The following is a 19339-nucleotide window of genomic DNA, read 5'->3' as shown; positions in this document are numbered from 1 at the left end:
TGAATTTAACCTACGCAAAACCATGAAAGAGCAGATAATTGAAACGGTAATAAGGCTGTTTGCCGGAGCTGACGAGCGCGACTGGGGCAAAGTTAAAAATACATTTGCCGAAAATGTCGAGCTTGACTATAGTTCGATGACCGGTAATCCGGCAAGTGTTGTACCATCCGAAGGTATTATTACGGCGTGGCGCGGCTTTTTGCCCGGCTTCGACAAAACCCATCACCAACTGGCCGATTTTTATGTCATGCAAAACGGATCGGCAGCGCTTGTTCATTATTATGGCAAAGCCGATCATTTTATTGGTGACGACCTATGGATTGTTGAAGGCACTTATGATACCGAGCTTATTGAAACTCATGGCAAATGGGTCATCACCAAACATAAGCTTAACCTAATTAAGCAGGATGGTAATATGGACTTACCGGTACAGGCAGCCGCCCGGGTATCTGAACGGGGTTAATAAAAGACCTTGAAGATTTACGAAGTCTTGAAAACTTCGTAAATCTGGGATTATGTAACTCATTACAAATCTGCCCCTGCCCTTTTTCTCCGGCTTAGTCCCGCCTGTAAGATTACGGATATGATGATGATCAACAGGCCTCCATAAAAGGATAAATTGAGCTGCCGGGATTCATTGAATAAAATCATTGCCAGTAAAATACTGTAAACAGGCTCCAGGTTAAAGGTTAGGTTAACCGTAAAGGCAGACATTTTCCTCAAAACCTCGGCCACCATAACATAAAGGCCAACCGTGCAAAAAAGCGATAAAAGCAGCAAATAAATGATATCCAATGTGCCTGGTATTATCGTTTTTGAAGGGAAGAAATAAAGATATAGCGGCGAGGCCAGTATTAGCGCGGCAGATCCAACCAGCATCTGATACAAGTTCATAACGGTTGAATCATACTTTTTAACCAGACGCTCGTTCAATATGGTATAAAGTGATGCCAGGAAAGATGATATTACACCGAGTATGATCCCCGTTCTGAATGAGGTATCAAAATGAAATATCAAACCGATACCGGCAAGGGTAAGCATGCTTAGCAGCAGTTCAGTAATATTGAAAGGTTTTTTGTTGATAAGCGGAGACAGAAATGCAGTAAAAAAACTGGTGAGGCAATAGCAAACTACGCCTACAGAAACGTTGGAATATTTGATGCTGGCATAAAAGAACACCCAGTGAAAGGCAATTAGTAATCCAGCCTTACCCATTTCCGTTATGTTATTCCATGAGTACTTAAATTGTGGCTTTTTGATCCATACCATAATCATCAGGAATAAAAAAGAGAACAGGGTACGGTAACAGGTAAGCAGGTATTCATTTAAAGAAATAAGTTTACCAAACACCCCGGTAAAGCCGGCAAGTATTACGGCTATGTGCAATAGAACAAATGTCTTTTTCATTTTTTGCTAAATTAAGAATCGGTTGGGCAAAGCATAACAATACCTGCAATTGCCCGCATTGAATAAATTGTTTTGAAAATAGTGTTGAAAAAATTCAGACCCGATAGAATAATCGATGATCTGTTAGCAAAAAAGAGCTGGTGGTGAATAATTGAAAAATGGCTCCGACGCAAGGATATTGCGAGTAAGGGATTTTGATGTCCCAACTGTGCCATATTTAATGTTTGCTGTTATCATTTGTTGACGAGCCAAAAATATGGAAAAGTTTTGTTTTAACTAAAGATTTGTGATTGTCTTGTCACTTTGGCTATTACCATTAAATTGAAGGCCATTTTGTTCACAGAGATAACTTCTACCGAAGATAACTTGAGCAGAGACCGGTGCGTCCCCACAAGCCGAACGGCCGGGGCACACAACCTATGTGTATGAGCCGGGACACTTATATAATAAATATTTACAGGCGAGCTGCCTATATTTAGATGGATATAACTATGTATCATTTCTTTTTAAATTTATCGGTGATATAGCAACACAAAAGCCTTACGCTCCGTATCATTGCGTATTGATAAAAGCAGCAATGTTAAATTGATACAAATTATAGAATGCCGCTAAAAAGCCCTTTTTTTAAACTTTTAATATTAACGCTGTTTCTATTCCCGGGCCGGGTATATGCCGACATTCCATATCAGTTAGTTTACCTGAAAAATTATAGCGCCCCTGATGGCCTGCCCAGTTCAAGGGTTAACTATTTAATGCAGGACAGCAGGGGTTTTATCTGGCTGGCCACCGATAAAGGCGTAAGCAGGTTTGACGGCCAGCATTTTAAAAACTTCACATCGGCCGATGGGCTGGAAAACAATGAGTGTTTCCGGATTGCCGAGGATAATTATCACCGGATTTTCTTTTACTGTAATAACTACCGGGTATGTTACTATGAAAACGGGCTTATACATAAGCTTAATTCATCTCAAAAAGTAATCGTTTCACCCTTCGCCAATTTCTTTTTTAACCGTTATAATGAGCTCTGTGTAAATTACGGGCTTAGTACCAAAGTATATCATTTTGAAGAGTTAAAATCGGAAAGACATGCTATCCGGCATTTGAACGGGTACATTTATGGTTCTGACGGAGAAGAGATCGTCCTATCTGAAAATGATCTTGATATCCTCGAAGAAGAGCTTAAGGCCGGCCAGTTAAGTTTTCAAACCGCCAATACCAATACCAAACCTTACCGGTTGGCTTTACAGCAAAATTATTTGTTACTGATAACAAAGGACTGGGTACACGTTTATCGGTATCAAAAAAGCGGCATCATCCCGCTCAATAAGATCTATTTTACCGGCAATGTGACTTCGGTTTACCTTACCGGCAAAAATACGTTTGCCGTTACAACGGTAAAACAGGGCACCTACATTATTAACTATCTTACCGGCGAGCGGAAAAATTACCTTAATAATAACATCACTACCGCCACGGTTATTGACCGGGAAAATAATTTATGGTTTGGCAGCTATGACAAAGGCTTCTTTTTAAGTACTAACCCCGAAGTAAAAATCATTAACAAAGAAAGCGGGCTGGCCAATGAAGATGTTTTAAAACTGGCCATTGCAGGAGGCTACCTTTTTACCGGGCATGTTTTAAGCACACTGAGTTATATGAAACTTGGCGCAAATCAAACGCCTCCGATTGGTACTATAACTATAAATCAAGACAGGTCTGACTTTAACCGGATAACCAATCTGCTTACAATTCCGGGCAACAGGCTCATGATTGGTACCGATAATGGTATATTCAGATTAGATATTTCGAATAAGAACCCGGCGTTATGGCATCCCGAAAGTTATTTTGAAGGCCCTGTAAAATTTGATGGCCCTATAAAAGGAATCACCCATCAACATGATACAGTGTATTTTATTTCACAAAATGCCGTTGTTGTAATATCAAATCAGTTCAAACGTCTAAAAGGTTATAGATTCAAGCCTATACGCATGACATCTCTTACCTGGTATAAAAACAAGCTGCTGATAGGTTCACTTTATGGGTTATACCAGTTAATGCCCACTACTAATGATATTACCTATGTGCGGATATTAGCCAATAAAGGAATAAATGTTGTTAAGAGCCTGGCATCAAATAATGATGTATGTGCGATAGGCACCGAAGCCCAGGGGGTGTTTTTGTGGACTGGGGAAAAAATTGTTCAATTTAGATCTCCTGCTATTTTTTCAGGCGATATCCGTAAACTGGTATGGACAGATGACAATACACTATGGGTCTGCACCGCAAACGGTGTAAGCATTATCAGCTTCTATAATCATTATCAAAATTACCGGATAAGTTTACTCAATACCAGTAACGGGCTCCCCTCGGATAACGTTGCCGATGTGGTACAGAACGGTCATGATTATTATATAGCTACAGATCAGGGCATAGCCGTTACTCAAAATTTAGGGAACACCGCTCTGCCTAAACCGGTGTTGATTAATGATGGGATACCCGGAACTCAAAACAGCTTTACTTACGGCCGGCCTGTTGTATTTAACTGCGTTGCCCTATCCTACAAAAGCATGGGCAAAATACAATACCGCTTCAGGCTTAAGGGGGTTGATAAAAATTGGAGCGTCGCGCCTTCCGGCGAAAAACGGTTCGACCTGCTGCCCCCCGGAAACTATGAGTTAGACGCCCTGGCTGCCGACCGTTTTAACCAGTTAAGCCAGCCGCTCATTTTTAAATTTGACGTTATGCCTTTATGGTACCAGCAGCTATGGTTGCAGGTGCTGGCTGTATTAAGCGCCATAATCATCGCTTTCCTGCTGGTACGGAAATATTATCAATCCATCATCGGCTTACAAAAAAAGGACTATGAAAATGCCCTTGCCCTGCAGCGCGAACGACAGCGGATCAGCAGTGAGGTGCATGATGATTTAGGGGCGAGCATCTCCGGTATTAAGCTCAGGACCGAATTACTCAGCCGCAAAACGGCCGATCAGCCTGCTTTTAAGGAGATTGACGCTATTCATGAAGCCATTACCGATATATCTACCCAGGTAAGGTTAATTATCTGGAGCCTTGATGCCGAAAACGACGAAGTAAGCAACCTGGCCGGCTTTATTCATAAACAAGCCATTAAAATATTTGAATACAGCAACATTGACCTTCATGTAAATGCCTCCGTTAGCGAAACCCCGGTTACCATCAGCGGCGAAAAAAGGCGCCAGGTATACCTCCTTGTTAAGGAAGTATTAAACAATATTGTCAAACATTCGGAGGCACAAAACGCGTTTCTGGAAATCAACCTTTACAAAAACCGGCTGCAGATCAGCATCCGTGACGACGGGCGCGGATTTGACCCTGATATGCGCAAACACGAAACCATGGGCATCCGGAATATTCACACGCGGGCAAAAAGATTGAACGCCGAACTGAAAATTGATACCGCCCACGGTAAAGGCACATCCATCGGCCTTAAACTAAACCTTTAGCGTATACCCCATAATAGGTATAAAGAAAGCCGGGATAAAAACCCTTTAACTTTAACAACCTTATAGTCCTCCTCCCTTGTACATTATAAACACCTTTCTAAGATCAATCTCGCGTTAAAAGAAAAGGGCAAACAACCAATTGGTTGTTTGCCCTTTTAACTTTATTCAAAACGATCTTGTGCACTGCACTAAAGCCGGTACGACACGCCTTAAAAAGCTATATCTTAATTTAAATATTTAGTAATATCCTCAGACAGCGGTGTAGTTTGCGACCTGAAACGGTGGATCAGTTTACCGTTTTCGTCTATCAGAAATTTTTCGAAATTCCATTTGATGTCACCGGTAAAATCAGGATTTGGAGCGGTTGTTAAATATTGGAATAAAGGATCTATATCCAAACCTAAAACGCTTACTTTACCGCTCATCGGGAATTTTACGTTAAAGTTCTCTTTGCAAAAGGTTTTAATGTCCTGGTTGGTACCCGGCTCCTGGCCGCCAAAGTTATTGGCCGGGAAACCTACTACAACCAGCTTGCCTTTGTATTGCTCAGATAATTTTTCCAGGTCGGCGTATTGCTTGGTGAAGCCGCATTTTGAAGCTGTATTTACGATCAATACTTTTTTGCCTTTGTATTTAGCCAGGCTAAAATCTTTGCCATCAATAGTTTTCAGTTTAAAATCATATACTGAAGAAGGCGCGGTGGCAAATAATAAGGCGATGATGAGTGCCAGTGTTTTCATGGTTTTTACAATTGATTTTTATAATCCACTATAAAAGTAAGGCTAAAAATTTCTTTTAGCTAAGTACTCATCTTCTTTTTGTGTCATTTTTTGTTTTGTAACAACACTTTTATCCGTATAGCCCAACAAGTGCAACGCGCCGTGAATAATAACACGGTGCAACTCATTGGTTTCGCCTGTTTTAAATTTGGCGCCATTTTCACGGATGCGGTCTATCGAAATAAAGATATCGCCAACTATCTCTACCTCCACTTCCGAATTATCAAAAGTTACTATGTCGGTAAAAGTATCATGATCAAGATATTGCTGGTTTATTTGCAGCAGGTATGCGTCTGAGCAAAAAATGTAGTTAAGCTCTTTCAGTTTAAAGCCCTCGGCAATTACCGTTTCCTTTATCCATTGTCTTAATTGCGCTTTTTGTTTTGGCTTAAAGGTTGTGTCTTCTTCAAAAAAGTTAATAACGGGCATCAGATCTTAAAGTGAAGTTCAATTTCATTACCCGATGCGTTAAAGATGCACTGATCGGCAAGGTGTTTAATGATAAACACGCCGCGGCCAGTGAGGTTCTCGAGGTTTTCGGGAGCTGTAGGATCAGCAAGGTTATTATAGTCAAATCCCGGGCCTTCATCTGTAACAGTCCAGATGATACGCTTCGGCTCGACTTCGGCATTAACAATCACTTTTTTTGTTTCGTCCTGTTTGTTGCCATGCATGATGGCATTTATAACCGCTTCATTGAGGCAGGTCATCATGTTGGCGAAGGTATCTTCTTCCACATGATATTTATCAGCAATTTCTTCTATCAGCTGCTCAAGCAACGTTATGCTCTCCGGTTTTGACGGCAGCTGCAACGTATATAGCTCGCTGGTTTGAACATTTGCCTCTTCCATATTATTTGGCATTAAGTTGATCAAAGTAAGATTTTATTTTTTGTTTATAATACAAATTAAGTGCCGGAGATACCGTTCTGATCTGCTCCGTCTGCTTTGCTTTTTGTTGCTGGTACCCCTGCAGTGCCTTTATATATCCCGGTGGCAAATCCTTACCCGCATTGCTTTCTCTTTGCTGGTCCTGATCTCGTTGCTGCTCGGCCTTTTCCGCCTCCAACAACCGGGTTTGTATCTGCTGCTGCCTTTTTAGCGCATCATCTGTTATCTTCCTGTTTACGAGATCACGTTCGGTTTGTTCCATTTCTTTCGAAATTTTATCCAAATTGCCCAATCCGCCTGTCCCGTCTTTATTTTCGTCCCTGTCAATTTGTTGCAAAGCCTGCCGTATCATCTGCTGCTGACGTGCCATTTTAGCAAACTGCTCGCTCATATTGCCATTATTACCTTGCTGGCTTTTGCCCTGGTTTCCTTGTTGCATCTGCTCCCGGGCCTTTTGCATATTTTGATTGAGCTGCTGCTGCATTTTTGCCAATTGTGATATGGATTGCTGCTTTCCCTTGCCTCCTTTACCACCCTTGTTCATCATTTTCTGCATTTGCTCAAGCGCTTCGCTCAACATCAGGGCAAGGTTGTTCATGGATGTCATGGCGTATTGCTGATTGCGGTTTGCTTCCAACGTGCGTCTGTCGCCTAAAAATTCAAGGGCCTGGTCAATATGCTCGTTGATACTGGTAATCTCCTTATTAACTGTCGACTGGATCTGCGGTACCCTCCTGCTGATAGCATATAGGCTGTCTTCGGCCGTTTTCAAGTTGTCTTTAATATCCTTTTGATTTTGCGATAGCGTAACATATGACGGATCTGTAGGATTGGTGTTTTTAAGCGTTTGCATCAGCTTTTCCTGGTTAAACGAGCTGTTAACTAAGCTCTTTAACAACTCTCTCAGCTGCTGTGCGTCAACGGCATTTTCTTTTGATTCGCCTTCGTCGCTATCCTTTTGCATTTTGGCAGCGAGATCTTTCATTTGCTTTGCTGCCTGCTGCTGCGATTTTGATGCCTTTGCATTATCCTTTTTTTGCAGATCGCCGGCGCTTTGATCCATCTGCTGCTCAATATCTTTAGTTTCTTTTTCAGGGTTTTGATAATCGGATTTACGTTCGGACTGCTCATTGACCTTCTGCAACTCATCGAAGCCTTCCTTCACATCCTGAAAATCCTGCTTCAGTTTATCCTGCTGTTGCTGCAGGTTCTTCTGGTCGGCACCGGGCTGTTTGGTTTGATCAGATAGTTTTTGCTGCTCGTCGGCCAGCTTATTCAACTGATCGAGGTTTTGGTTAAGCTTTTGTTCAAATTCCAGCTTTTTGTAAAGCTCCAATACCCTGTCCAGTTCTTTCTTAAGCGATTTATTATCCATTTGCATTTTGGACAGCTCATCGCGGGTAGCATCTTTTTGTTGCTCGTTTAACAGTTGTTGCAGGTTTTGCAGCAATTCTTTTGTTTTTTGATCAAGCACGTTATTAAATAGATTTTCAATCTGCTTTTGCTTAGCCATGATCTCTTCGGTTTGCTGCTGATTTTCCTGCCGGTTGTATAAATTCTTTTTATTGTCGGCCTGGATATCTTTCACCATGTCTTCCAGGTCTTTCCTTTTTTGCATCAGGTCTTCCACCTGCTTTTTCTCATCGAAAGAGAGCGTGTTTTTGTTCAGCAGGTTTTGATTTAGCTTTTGCGCGTCGCTCTCAACCTGTCCGGCCAGTTTAATAGCCGATTGCATTTTTTCTTTTATGGCCTTTGATCCGGCATTTAACTGCTGGTTAATCTCCTTGCTGTCAGGGACATTTAGTGTATGCTTTGCTGTACGGGCAGTTTTGCGGCCGGCCACTTCGTCGTTATCGGCAACCTCAAAATAGTAACTTACATGATCGCCGGGAGTAATGCCCATGTCCTTGAGGTTCCAGTAGTAAAAAAAGTCGGCCTGTGTTTGAGACAGATCTGCATTAACTTTTTTGGTAAATTCCCTTTCCTTGCTGTTGCCTGTAGCCTCGATGGTATAATGAAACGTGAGCGATGAAAAACCGTGATCGTCCTGGATTTTACCGTTAAAGTAAAATGCTTTCATACTTACCGAATCCGGCTTTTCATCAATAGTAATGGATGGCGCTTCGTCAGTAACAACGTTGATGCGATATGTAGCCGAATCACTTTGGTTCACCTGGGCATTAACCGGTAAAAGCTTATAGACCGAATTTTTCAATACCCGTTCACGATGTTCAAACAAATCGGCGTTGCTTTGCACAGCCGGATGGCTTTGTCCATTTATATCGAACATCAACGTACTGGCATATTGGGTATGCAATTGCCAGGTTACAGTTGTACCGGCAGGAATGGTCAAATCGCCGGCATTGAGCAGCCTTTCATTTTTTTTATGGAGGTAGGCCGGATAATTTAGGTCAACGTCAAAGTGTAACAGTGCCGGCTTTTGATTTACCTTTATTTCGTAAACAGCCGAACTAAAGCCATTGCCCGAAAACTTAAAGCGGGTATTTTGCTGCAGGTTGCTAAATTGGTAATGAAAACGGCTGATGTTATCCTTATCCAATTTAAACGTATTCTCCCCGGTTTCAACATAAACATCTGCGGGCAGCTTATCGCCTTCCAGTTTAAGGTCGAGCTTTAAATCACTCCCCTGCACAACGGAAAGTGTTTTGTTCAATACAATAAACCTGAACGGAGCAGCAGGAACAAAATATTCGTTATGCCGGATCAATCTTTTAGTACTTTCGGTTAATACAGAAGGCGCAGCTAAAGCAATAATGATAATTACCCCCAGCGGACCAAGCGCCCATTTTAAATATTTGGTGTTTTCTTTAAGGTTGATAGCCGACGGGAAGCTTACCGGTTTAAGCGCCTCTATCTTTTGGTCGATACTGGCCTCGATGAGTGCACGGTGGCTTTCATCTTCGGCAGCAAGTTTTTTTAGCTGCAGGGTATTGAGCAGTTTATCATGAACATCGTTAAAATGCCTGCCAATAATTTCGGCAGCTTCATCATGCGTTAAAGTTTTGCCCAGCTTAAGCCAGGCCAGCAATGATGGCAAAACCAGCCAGCAAACCAGTACAGTATTAAGCAGGATAAAAAAGTAAAAAAGAATGGTACGCAGCAGGATACTGAAATTGCCAAAATACTCGCTCAGGGTAATAACAACGTAGGCAGAGAAAAGGCCGGCACCTAAAAATATCAATCCGCGCAGAAAATTATTGAAATAATACTTCCGGATGAAAGTATTGATTTTGCCAAGCAAAAGTTCATAATTTTCTGTCGAGGCCATACTACATGTGGAAAACGTTAAATAAACACGCCTTATTAAACGCAAAAGCCATGTATTATATATAACACGTGTTGGTTTAAGTTAAAAATTAAAGCAATAATAATAAAATGTTAATTGTTTATGACAATTAAAATTGAATCCCCCCTTTATTGGGAAATACATGGTTTTAAACAATGATAATAGGCAAAATTGGGAATATCTTATTCCCGCTCTTCAACTGTTTCTTCCTCAAAATCTGGAGATTCCAGCTTATGCAGCCAAATACCGGCTATCCCCGTAATTGAATATGGAAATATAATTACTGCTATAGAAGATACAGCCGAAACCTTTTTCTCAAAAAGTAATTCAAAAAACGGGAGCATAGTAATTATCAATATAGCTATGGTTAAAACCTGTTTTACATAAAACGGCTCTCTCTTTTTTGATAAAGAGTATACGGCCACCCAAAATACAAAGGCGAAAGGAATAGTAAGCAGCAGAACCATATCTGCAAAAATGATATAGTCTTTTTGGATCTCCGCGATAAGGCTTATTTCAGGGTTCTCGATAATAAACCATGACAGCACAAGATGGAGCAATGGTGCTATGATCACCATCAGCAACCAAACTTTTAAACTATATATAAATGACCGGTTCATAATTTATTAAGGAAGTCAACAAGATACAGAGCCGTCAATAAAATAACAATAGTAGCTTTTGCTATAAATGCCCACATATCCGCTCAACGCGGGATTATAACTACATGATTTTTTTTTATACCATTTTCAGCGTCGATACGTTAACTCATACGCACCGATAGTGAATATTTTTAATGGTTTACAGGTAGAATATAAACTGATTTTTTATATAAAATATTATATCCTGCCCGCCGAATTTTTCTTAGGCACATAACTTAGTCGGCCGTTGGTGTTATAAATAAATTATAAAGGTTTATTACAAAATAGCGGATACAATACGCCATTGGTTTTTTTAATCATAGATTAATCATTGCTGTGTAAATTAGCGCAGAATAGGTGTTTTCACGGATTGTTAAGCGTATAGTTAATTATTACCTTGCATTAATTTAGCCACAGCCCTATCATGACCACTCCGATCCAACTCGATAAATCCATATTTGACTACTTTAGTGTAGGTGGCGTTTGGCAAAATATTTTATTTTATGCCGCAATATTTTGCCTTTTATATATTAACATTTTGTTAACCCGTCGAAAGAAAAGTTATAAGCTGCAGCCAGTTGGGGACTTACCTGAAGAAAAAGACGAGTCTGCGCTGACGACGGCAGATAGCGCCGGGCTCAAAACAAACGCCGCTTTAAATAATGAAATAGCTACGCTAAGAAACGAGCTTTTGGCTCTGGGCGAAAAATTGGAGCTTTCGTACATGAAATCGGAAAGACTTAATGGCCAGTTATCAGAAATATTGGATAGTGTTGAATTAACAATGGTCTACGATCATACCCTTTGGGATTGGTCGCTTGATTTTAGCAGCAAAGAGATTACGCTTTCCGAATATGGTTTAAAGCTCTTCGGCTTTCCGGAAAATACAAAGCCCGTTTTAAATGAGGCCATCCATATTGTTGATCCCCGGCACCAGGCCGCACTTATGGATGCTGTTGAAAAATCATTTAACACCGGTGCCGACTTTTCAATAACCTGTCTTGTTCATCCATTAAACGGCAGCCAGTCGAAAGAAATAAAGGCAGCAGGCAGGGTTTATTATAACGAGTACGGAACACCCCTAAAACTATCCGGGAAATTTTCAATTATGCATACCGAGCCAGTGGCGAAGAGGTGATTGTGCTTCACAGCTTCCGTTCCCTGCCAAATTTACAAGTGTTCAATTTTTAAAAGTGTGAACACTTGCTTTTCTTTTGCAAAAGAACCCTCATTGACTATCAGCCACTTATATTTTGTCTAAAATACATTAAAAGGAGATTTGAACAAACAAGCGCTGGAAATCAACGGGTTACAAATTTTCATTTTCAAACATTGAACACCCGTTTTTTAAAATTGAACACTGACAAGATCCTGTCAGTTTATTGGGAGGGATTAGCCCGTTAAGTAATCGCCCGGGCAGGGGTTTAAAGTTCATTTTATAACGATATAGCTGTTTTGGAAACAACAGCTCTGGTTAAGGCATACGTTGGGGAGTTGCAATGTTTGTATCGTTAAATAGCAAACTAACTTATTACATTTGAGAATCAATTATAAACCAATATGTCACGTACTCGAATGGCAGGGCTACTTATCTTTCTTTTAGGGATAGGGATGTTAATCTGTGGCGCGGGCATGTTCACCTATCAGGGAGAGGCCTTGACCCCACTCGTTTCTAAACTTGGAGAGTTTTCATTTATATATTGGGTTCCGACTGTAATAATAGGTATTGCTCTGTTTATTGCAGGGAGAAAGAGTAAATAGCTTTATTTACATTTTGATTTATCCCTGCAACAATTATATTTGCAGCCCGGCCATATATTTATTTCGGGATGTAGCGTAGCCCGGTATCGCGCCAGCATGGGGTGCTGGAGGTCGTGGGTTCGAATCCCGCCATCCCGACTTGAACACAAGCATTAAAGAGCATGTCTCAAAGGTAGTTTTACTGATGAGGTATGCTCTTTTGATTTCTTATTGCCCTGAAGCTTCGTCCTTACCGCTGTCCTCAAGGTTAGCTTTACGGGTTATAAAAACTCCTGATAATGATTTCATTCACAATTTCCAATATTCAATACTTTGCATGCTGGCCACAAGGCACAGCCTTGCGGCAGCGGGGGGCACTTTGATTATGCATTTAGCTAAAAACATAGAGGCAATTATTTAGCCTGATTATCTCTTACAAACCTCACCGATTTGGGAGAGTCGATGTTATGTCCGCCGTCCACAAAGCAACCAAAACATTGCGTATAATCATCACTGGAAGTGGTTCCATACAGCCTGCTTAAAATAAACGAATAATAAGTGGCATGAAAATTAACTTTTGCAGCCGGCAATGGAGTGGAGGTTAAAAACAACGCAAGGTTTCCTGGGGTTTCGTTATATGGGCTGGCATAATATCCCGCCGGATAAGCATTAAACCCAGAAGTATTAGTTCCCTGTTTATCAGATGCCCCACGCACCTCCCATCCCGACGTAGATTTAAGCACGAGGGCCTCATTGTAATCCATTACAAAATTGCCCTCAGTATCTTTCTTGCTGGTAAAATTGCTCATTAGTTTATTAAAATCGGCAACAGTCGGTATACGCCAGCCAGAAGGCAGTTTTAAGTTCGCTAAATCGGCTTGAGTATAAAATTTCTTATAATTGATATTGGGCACATAAAAAGTACCCTCTATACCTCCCTGTCCGTCATAGTTGACGGCCGTCCATTCTTGTTGCCCAATTTTAACAGTTGGATACACAGTGCCTGATATGATCACTCCTGAAGCTTCCTCTTTTGTTGTGCTATCTTTTTTACAGGCGGCAAATAGCAGTAAAAAAGATAAAAACAAAAGCAGAAGGAGTTTCATTGGTAAGGTTTTATCCAAAATTAAACAAAAACTTAGATATTCAAAACGACACATTTTTGGGTTCGAATCCCGCCATCCCGACTTAACCACAACGTTAAAGAGCATATTTGAGCAGTTTTTTACTGATTGAATATACTTTTTGATTTTGTTTACGATCGTGTTTACAGGGGCGTTTACGGTTTACCTCTCAACAGTAAATATCAACAATTGGTGATCTCTTACCCCGGAGGTAATTGAATACGAACTTATATTCTTCCATTTTTTTAACCCCGAATTAATTTTAATAATCTGCAACCCCCATAGAAAACATTTCAATCAGGCATATATTATTAAATAAAAAAAAGATCTTTTTTATAGCTTAGCGTTATATTTTTAAAAACACAACGATGGTCGAAAACAAACCGACATGTCAAAAAACACGATCATTCTATGAAAAAAGCTTTCCTTACCTTTCTCCTTTTCTCGTTACTTACCCATGCTTTTTCCCAATCAACCGGCAATATTAAAGGTAGCATCACCGACAATTCAAAAGCCCCGTTGGAGCTGGTGAATATTATTCTTTACAAAACAAATTTCAGCGCCACCACAAATAATAAAGGCCAATACAGCATCAATAATATTCCTGCCGGAAATTACCTGGTCATTATTTCGCACATCGGCTATAAATCTGTTAAACAGCATATACTCGTAAAAAACAATGACACTACTGAATTTTCCTATACGCTTCAGGCCGGCGTTATTAAGATATCTGCTGTTGAAGTACAAGGCGAAAGAGGCGTAGGAAGCATCAAAGCGTTACCCGAGAGCGGCGGAACAAATATTTATTCGGGCAAAAAAAATGAAGTTGTTTTGGTTGACAGCGTCAATGCAGATATCGCACAAAATAAAGCCCGCGATGTGTTTGCAAAAGTACCGGGTATCACGTCGTGGGAGTTGGATGGTTCGGGCACTCAAACCAGTGTAGCGGCAAGAGGATTAAGTCCGCACAGATCATGGGAGTTCAATGTGAACCAGAATGGCTACAATGTTAATAACGATCTGTATGGTTATCCCGAGGCCATGTATAACCCGCCATTGGAAGCCGTACAGCAAATTGAGCTCATCAGGGGATCAGCCGCTCTTCAATATGGCCCTCAGTTTGGAGGAATGCTCAATTATGTAATTAAACAACCTGATACCACGAAGTCGTTAAGCATTGAAACCGAACAAACGTATGGCTCGTTCAATACCTCAAATTCCTTTGTTTCGGTAGGTGGAAAAAAAGGCAAGTTCACTTATTATGCTTTCTTTAATTACCGTAGCAGCGATGGATGGCGTCCTAACTCCGACTATAATTTCCTGAATGCTTATGCAAGTTTGCACTATAAGCCAACAGCTAAAATGGATATTGGCCTTGAATACTCAAGAGAAAACTATATGCAGAAATTTGCTGGCGGGCTTACCGACGCGATGTTCGCTGCCAATCCGCGCCAGTCAACCAGGAGCAGAAATTATTTTAACCCGATAATCAACCTGCCCGCTTTGCTTTTTAATTACGCCATCAATAGTAAAACATTATTGAATATAAAAGCCTATACTTTGTTCGGGCAAAGGAACATGGTTATTGCCAGCCCGAATTTAGCCACCAATGCAGATACCATCAGCAAAACTACAGGCTCCTACGCGCCAAGAGAGATAAACAGGGACTTTTATAACAGCTATACTGTTGATGCAAGAATGATAAAAAAATACGATCTGTTCGGCCATGAGAGTGCCCTATCGGGCGGCTTAAAATATTCCAACGCTGCTACAAACAGAAAACAAAACGGGGAAGGAAGTACAGGAACTAATTTTGACCTTACCCAAACCGGCAATTACGGTATCGCCCTGCTCTTTAAAACAATAAACTACGGGGCGTTTCTTGAAAACCTTTTCCGCATCACCGATAGGCTATCCGTTACCCCCGGCATCAGGTATGATAACCTCAAATCAACTTTAAACGGAACGGAATATAAAGTATATAAAAATTTTAACCCCGTATCGCTTTCAACCTCCAGGAACATCGTGCTGGGTGGAATCGGTGCGCAGTATAAGATCACTGAAAGCATTAATATTTATGGCAATTACTCGCAGGCATACAGGCCTATTCTTTATGCAAATCTTATCATCGGATCGAGCACAGCGGTGATCGACCCGAATTTGAAAGATGCGAGCGGCCATAATGCAGATATTGGCATTAGGGGAAAGGTTAAAAAGATATTGACTTTTGATCTAAGCGCATTTGAACTGAAGTATAACAACAGGATAGGAAATATAACGCTGACTGATGGCAACGGAAAACCGTACACCTACACTACCAATGCAGGCAATGCGCTCACCAGGGGAGTGGAAGCTTTTGTTGAAGTTCACCTGCTTAATTTCAATACCGAGGACACTAACAATGATCTTTCCATATTTTCTTCTTACGCTTATAATCACGCCAGGTATTTGAATGGCAAAACAGGCGTGGTTAATCTGACTGGAAAAACGTTGGAAGACGTTCCTCAATTTGTTAGCCGCTCGGGCATAAATGGCTCTGTACATAACCTCTCCGCTACCTTTTATTATTCATATGTTGGCGGATCATGGTCGGATGCGAATAATACAGCTGCTACCAAAACAAGTCCCAATATAGGCTATGTCCCACGATATCACGTGGCCGATTTTGCCCTGGGCTATACGTTTTCCGACAAGTACAACATCAGGATCGGCATCAATAACCTGACAGATAATAAATACTTTACCCGCCGAACAGAAACGCTTGTTTACCTTGGCAATGGTATATTACCCGGCGACGGAAGATCATGTTATGTTACATTAGGTGCTAAATTCTGACAGCAGGATATCAATCCTGTTTTTGCACAATGGCTGTTCAACCTATTTCCGCCGACTAATAGTTCGTCTGCCTGCTTGCAAGATTGCTAAAATGCGAACCATATAGTTTAGACCGGCAGGGCGCCATTGTTGTTTCCCTATTCACCAATTTAGCGAGTTTAGCTCACCGCCGGGATAAAAAGTAAGGTTCAATTGCATCTCCGGGGAGCCATAACTACAAAATCTTTTATTTGTAACAGACATTCATTATGTTTTATAACAAGTTCATTGATTATCAACTATAGCATAAATAGCATCAAAGGCCATCAAGCCGAAGCACAATATATGTGTCCTATACGGCGCCCGTCTTGAATATCATAGATATAAATGCCGGGGTAATCGTCTCCTCATCCCGACTTGAAAACAACAAAAAAAGCATACCTGCACAGTAGTCTTACTGATTGGATATGCTTTTTTTTATTTAACAAATGCTTATATGCCGTAATTGATAATTAGAAATTTACAGAATCATCTACTGCTTGTAATTTTAAACGCTTCCGGTCTTTCCAGCCTTTTATCCAATCTTTTGCTGGAATTTCAATGAAAAAATAACAGGCAATTGAAATACAAATAAGCGCAACCAAAAAGGTATAAAATTGCAGTTCGGGGTTTACAACCCGTATTTTTTTGAAGAAAAAGCTAAGGAAAGATTTTATTGGATGTTGAAGGATGTACATACTATAGCTTGCTTCGCCCAACAGTATCAAGTATTTGTTTGAGAAAACCCTTGTGATTTTTCCGTTATTTAAGGCCAATAATAAAATGAGGGGAGCAAACAATACGGCCATTAACCCATCATGAAAGCTTAAGTAATTATTAACGGATAATACGACTAATAAAGCAATAACAATAAATGTAATGTGCAAGTCATAGTTCGCCTGCCTTTTTGCCGACTTTAAATAAACAAAGCCGAGAATATTGCCAATCATAAATTCATTAATATGCATTAATGGAAAATAGAATAATAGGTCATGAATGGTAGATGGCGGAGCTGCGTAATATGGCGACCGGTAAAGAAAGTTTAGTAGCACCTGGGTTGTAAGCCATAAACACGAAACCAATATGGCGACAGACTTAAACGAGAATTTACTATAGTAATAATTGAAAAGCAATGGAAACGCTACATAAAACAAAGCCTCAACGGATAATGACCAGCCAGGGGCATTAACCTTGCTGATATAACCAGGGAACCATGATTGAATGGCAAACAGCTGTAATATAAATTCCTTAACAGGTAGCGTATCAATTATCAATAATCTGACAGCTGCCAATATAAGCGCAAAAAGATATACCGGATATATCCTGGCTATTCTGTTCAAATAATAATTCCACGGCTTAACTTTAACGGCTTTTTGCTGGCCATAGGCAATGATCATTACAAATCCGGATAATATAAAAAAGTAACTCACACCAACATTTGCCTTGCTGAAAACATTATGTAAAACCGGCAAATTAAATGGCCAAATATCACTCTTGGCGTGGTATATAACAATAGCGACCGCTGCAAGAAACCTGGTAAAAGTAAGTTGGTTTAATTTCATATAAGGCAGAGTATGTTAAGCTGAACAACGAGACAACTTTTTAACCAACTGTCAGCAAGAACCGCGTTTTAATTAAATAAATGCCTCAGAGTTTAATTCAATTTCAGCATACTACAATTTGTTTCCCATTTTGTTTGGCCCAAGTAAATTTTAATTAAAAAATGTGCCGGGTGCTGGAAATCTCGCACCGATTCACATTAACCCTTCAAACTAAAACTCCTTAATAATTTCGATTAACCTTGCCATGTCGCCGGCAATGTTATTGTAAACAGCATCGCATTGATTGTACTAATCAAAACTGTTATATTAGGATTGAACTATTAACATCTGACTAAATGCTCAATTCTTCAACTATCACTATTGAAACAGAAACAGGGGAACAAGAAATTTATATAAGTCCTTTTTTATTGCAATCCAAAGAGCCGCCCAATCTTAAGTCTGGAACTATTGAGAAACTTTATTTTTATAAAGATTTAAATGACGATGCTTATAAAGCAACCTTGGCTCTTGAGCCGATGAGGCACCTGTTTAAAACAGATGATTACATACTTAACCTGGGGCAGAATTTTGAAAACTATTATTTGGGTAGTTTTCATATTGATTTTAAAAACCGGCGCTGCTGGCAATGGGAGGGCAAACCCAATATGCTTACAGAACACAACGTAAAAAGCCTGGGCGAAAACCTTTTTAATCCAAATGTTAAATCCCGGCACTTTACTTTATTTACACCTACCCGCCCTTCTGATTTTAACACCGGAAGATTAAAATATAAGATATAGATAAGGCCAATCATTTAGATCCAGCCGGTATCGATTATGGCTAATGTACTCAAACCCTCAACGCCCCTCTAAACCCCCTGGCAGCATAATATGACTCCGCACCGTTGTGGTAAATAAATATGGTATCATAACGGAAATCGGCAAAAATGGCCCCGCCGAGCTTCCTGATATTGGCAGGGGTTTTGATCCAGCTTGAGGTTTTGGTATCAAACTTTCCAAGCTTTTGCAATTCGCGGTATTGTTCTTCGTTTAAAAGTTCAATGCCCATATCCTTCGCCATTTCAACAGCGCTGTTTCCGGGCTTGTGTTCTTTTCTGGCTTCCAGCGCTTCATGATCGTAGCAAACACTTCTGCGGCCTTTGGGGCTTTCCGCAGCACAGTCGAAAAAAATATATTCGCCCGTATTTTTATCGTAAGCAACAACATCGGGTTCTCCGCCGGTTAATTCCATTTCATTAAGTGACGATAGTTTTTCGGTGTCGGCTTCCAGCTTTGCCTGTACCCAGGCCCATTCTATGCCGGTGTGGCGGTTCATGTTTTTTTCAAAACGCGTTTTCAGTATGCCGATAAGTTCTTTCTGTAGTTCTGGTGATAGCTTCATATTTATTGCAGGTTATGGTTTATTGGTTTTTAGGTGATTTTTCAATTCCCCTCTTGAGAGGGGGCGCGTAGGACAGCGTGGCGGCAGGGGTGTGTTTATGCGATTGCCTTTTCAAAGCAGAAACACACCCCTACCCCCCCTCAAGAGGGGAATCGCCAGGCCTCCGCTTTTTTTCTT

The 19339-nt window shown here is 40.6% G+C and carries 14 protein-coding genes and 1 tRNA gene; 6 read left to right on the top strand and 9 right to left on the bottom strand.

Translation table 11 applies throughout. The annotated features are described in order from the left end of the window. The first annotated feature begins 22 nt into the window (after positions 1 to 22). Entirely contained in the window at positions 23 to 463 is a 441-nt protein-coding gene (locus ABID99_RS26495; protein WP_188834194.1) for a nuclear transport factor 2 family protein, read from the top strand. A 62-nt stretch (positions 464 to 525) separates the two neighbouring features. Here ABID99_RS26495 and ABID99_RS26490 read toward each other — a convergent pair whose 3' ends face one another. After that, a complete protein-coding gene (locus ABID99_RS26490; protein ID WP_188834195.1) occupies positions 526 to 1407 on the bottom strand; it encodes a DMT family transporter in 882 nt (293 codons plus the stop codon). 602 nt (positions 1408 to 2009) lie between these two features. On the opposite strand from ABID99_RS26490, the gene ABID99_RS26485 reads away from it, so the two are divergent. After that, the gene (locus tag ABID99_RS26485) at positions 2010 to 4889 is read left to right on the top strand and encodes a two-component regulator propeller domain-containing protein (protein ID WP_373615617.1); all 2880 of its coding nucleotides are present in this window, start codon (positions 2010 to 2012) and stop codon (positions 4887 to 4889) included. A 224-nt stretch (positions 4890 to 5113) separates the two neighbouring features. On the opposite strand, the gene ABID99_RS26480 is transcribed toward ABID99_RS26485, so the two are convergent. The 5 genes from ABID99_RS26480 to ABID99_RS26460 all read right to left on the bottom strand — a co-directional run bounded on the left by ABID99_RS26480 (position 5114) and on the right by ABID99_RS26460 (position 10485). After that, positions 5114 to 5629 (bottom strand): glutathione peroxidase, encoded by a 516-nt coding sequence (locus tag ABID99_RS26480; RefSeq protein WP_091174940.1) that lies wholly within the window; start codon positions 5627 to 5629, stop codon positions 5114 to 5116. Between the two features lie 42 nt (positions 5630 to 5671). Continuing rightward, a complete protein-coding gene (ybeY, locus tag ABID99_RS26475; RefSeq protein ID WP_373615616.1) occupies positions 5672 to 6097 on the bottom strand; it encodes an rRNA maturation RNase YbeY in 426 nt (141 codons plus the stop codon). Next, positions 6097 to 6519, bottom strand: a complete 423-nt coding sequence (locus tag ABID99_RS26470; protein WP_091174936.1) for an ATP-binding protein — start codon at positions 6517 to 6519, stop codon at positions 6097 to 6099. Before ABID99_RS26470 ends, ybeY begins: the two co-directional genes overlap by 1 nt. 1 nt (position 6520) lies before the next feature. Further along, positions 6521 to 9847: a hypothetical protein gene (locus tag ABID99_RS26465; RefSeq protein ID WP_373615614.1), complete on the bottom strand. Its 3327-nt coding sequence runs from the start codon at positions 9845 to 9847 to the stop codon at positions 6521 to 6523. 200 nt (positions 9848 to 10047) lie between these two features. Then, on the bottom strand, positions 10048 to 10485 hold the full coding sequence (locus tag ABID99_RS26460; protein WP_373615612.1) for a hypothetical protein: 438 nt from the start codon (positions 10483 to 10485) through the stop codon (positions 10048 to 10050). A gap of 442 nt (positions 10486 to 10927) precedes the next feature. Here ABID99_RS26460 and ABID99_RS26455 point away from each other — a divergent pair, with 442 nt between their 5' ends. Both ABID99_RS26455 and ABID99_RS26450 read left to right on the top strand, forming a co-directional pair. After that, the gene (locus tag ABID99_RS26455; protein WP_373615611.1) at positions 10928 to 11641 is read left to right on the top strand and encodes a hypothetical protein; all 714 of its coding nucleotides are present in this window, start codon (positions 10928 to 10930) and stop codon (positions 11639 to 11641) included. A 687-nt stretch (positions 11642 to 12328) separates the two neighbouring features. Beyond that, positions 12329 to 12402, top strand: a tRNA-Pro gene (locus ABID99_RS26450). A 254-nt stretch (positions 12403 to 12656) separates the two neighbouring features. Here ABID99_RS26450 and ABID99_RS26445 read toward each other — a convergent pair. Next, complete coding sequence (locus ABID99_RS26445) at positions 12657 to 13349, bottom strand: FISUMP domain-containing protein (RefSeq protein ID WP_175490075.1); 693 nt, start codon at positions 13347 to 13349, stop codon at positions 12657 to 12659. Between the two features lie 429 nt (positions 13350 to 13778). Between ABID99_RS26445 and ABID99_RS26440 the strand changes: the two genes are divergently transcribed. After that, positions 13779 to 16202 (top strand): TonB-dependent receptor domain-containing protein, encoded by a 2424-nt coding sequence (locus tag ABID99_RS26440; protein ID WP_373615610.1) that lies wholly within the window; start codon positions 13779 to 13781, stop codon positions 16200 to 16202. Between the two features lie 491 nt (positions 16203 to 16693). Here ABID99_RS26440 and ABID99_RS26435 read toward each other — a convergent pair whose 3' ends face one another. Continuing rightward, positions 16694 to 17782 carry an acyltransferase gene (locus tag ABID99_RS26435; RefSeq protein ID WP_090532804.1) on the bottom strand — a complete coding sequence of 363 codons (1089 nt, stop codon included), beginning with the start codon at positions 17780 to 17782 and terminating at the stop codon, positions 16694 to 16696. 335 nt (positions 17783 to 18117) lie between these two features. On the opposite strand from ABID99_RS26435, the gene ABID99_RS26430 reads away from it, so the two are divergent. Beyond that, positions 18118 to 18561 carry a hypothetical protein gene (locus ABID99_RS26430; RefSeq protein WP_176626335.1) on the top strand — a complete coding sequence of 148 codons (444 nt, stop codon included), beginning with the start codon at positions 18118 to 18120 and terminating at the stop codon, positions 18559 to 18561. 49 nt (positions 18562 to 18610) lie between these two features. On the opposite strand, the gene ABID99_RS26425 is transcribed toward ABID99_RS26430, so the two are convergent. Continuing rightward, positions 18611 to 19162 carry a DUF4256 domain-containing protein gene (locus ABID99_RS26425; RefSeq protein WP_090532800.1) on the bottom strand — a complete coding sequence of 184 codons (552 nt, stop codon included), beginning with the start codon at positions 19160 to 19162 and terminating at the stop codon, positions 18611 to 18613. Positions 19163 to 19339 lie beyond the last annotated feature (177 nt).

The organism is Mucilaginibacter sp. OAE612 (assembly GCF_041806395.1).
In the GTDB taxonomy this organism is placed as follows: Bacteria; Bacteroidota; Bacteroidia; order Sphingobacteriales; family Sphingobacteriaceae; genus Mucilaginibacter; species Mucilaginibacter rubeus.
This window is presented reverse-complemented; position numbering and strand designations above follow the sequence as displayed.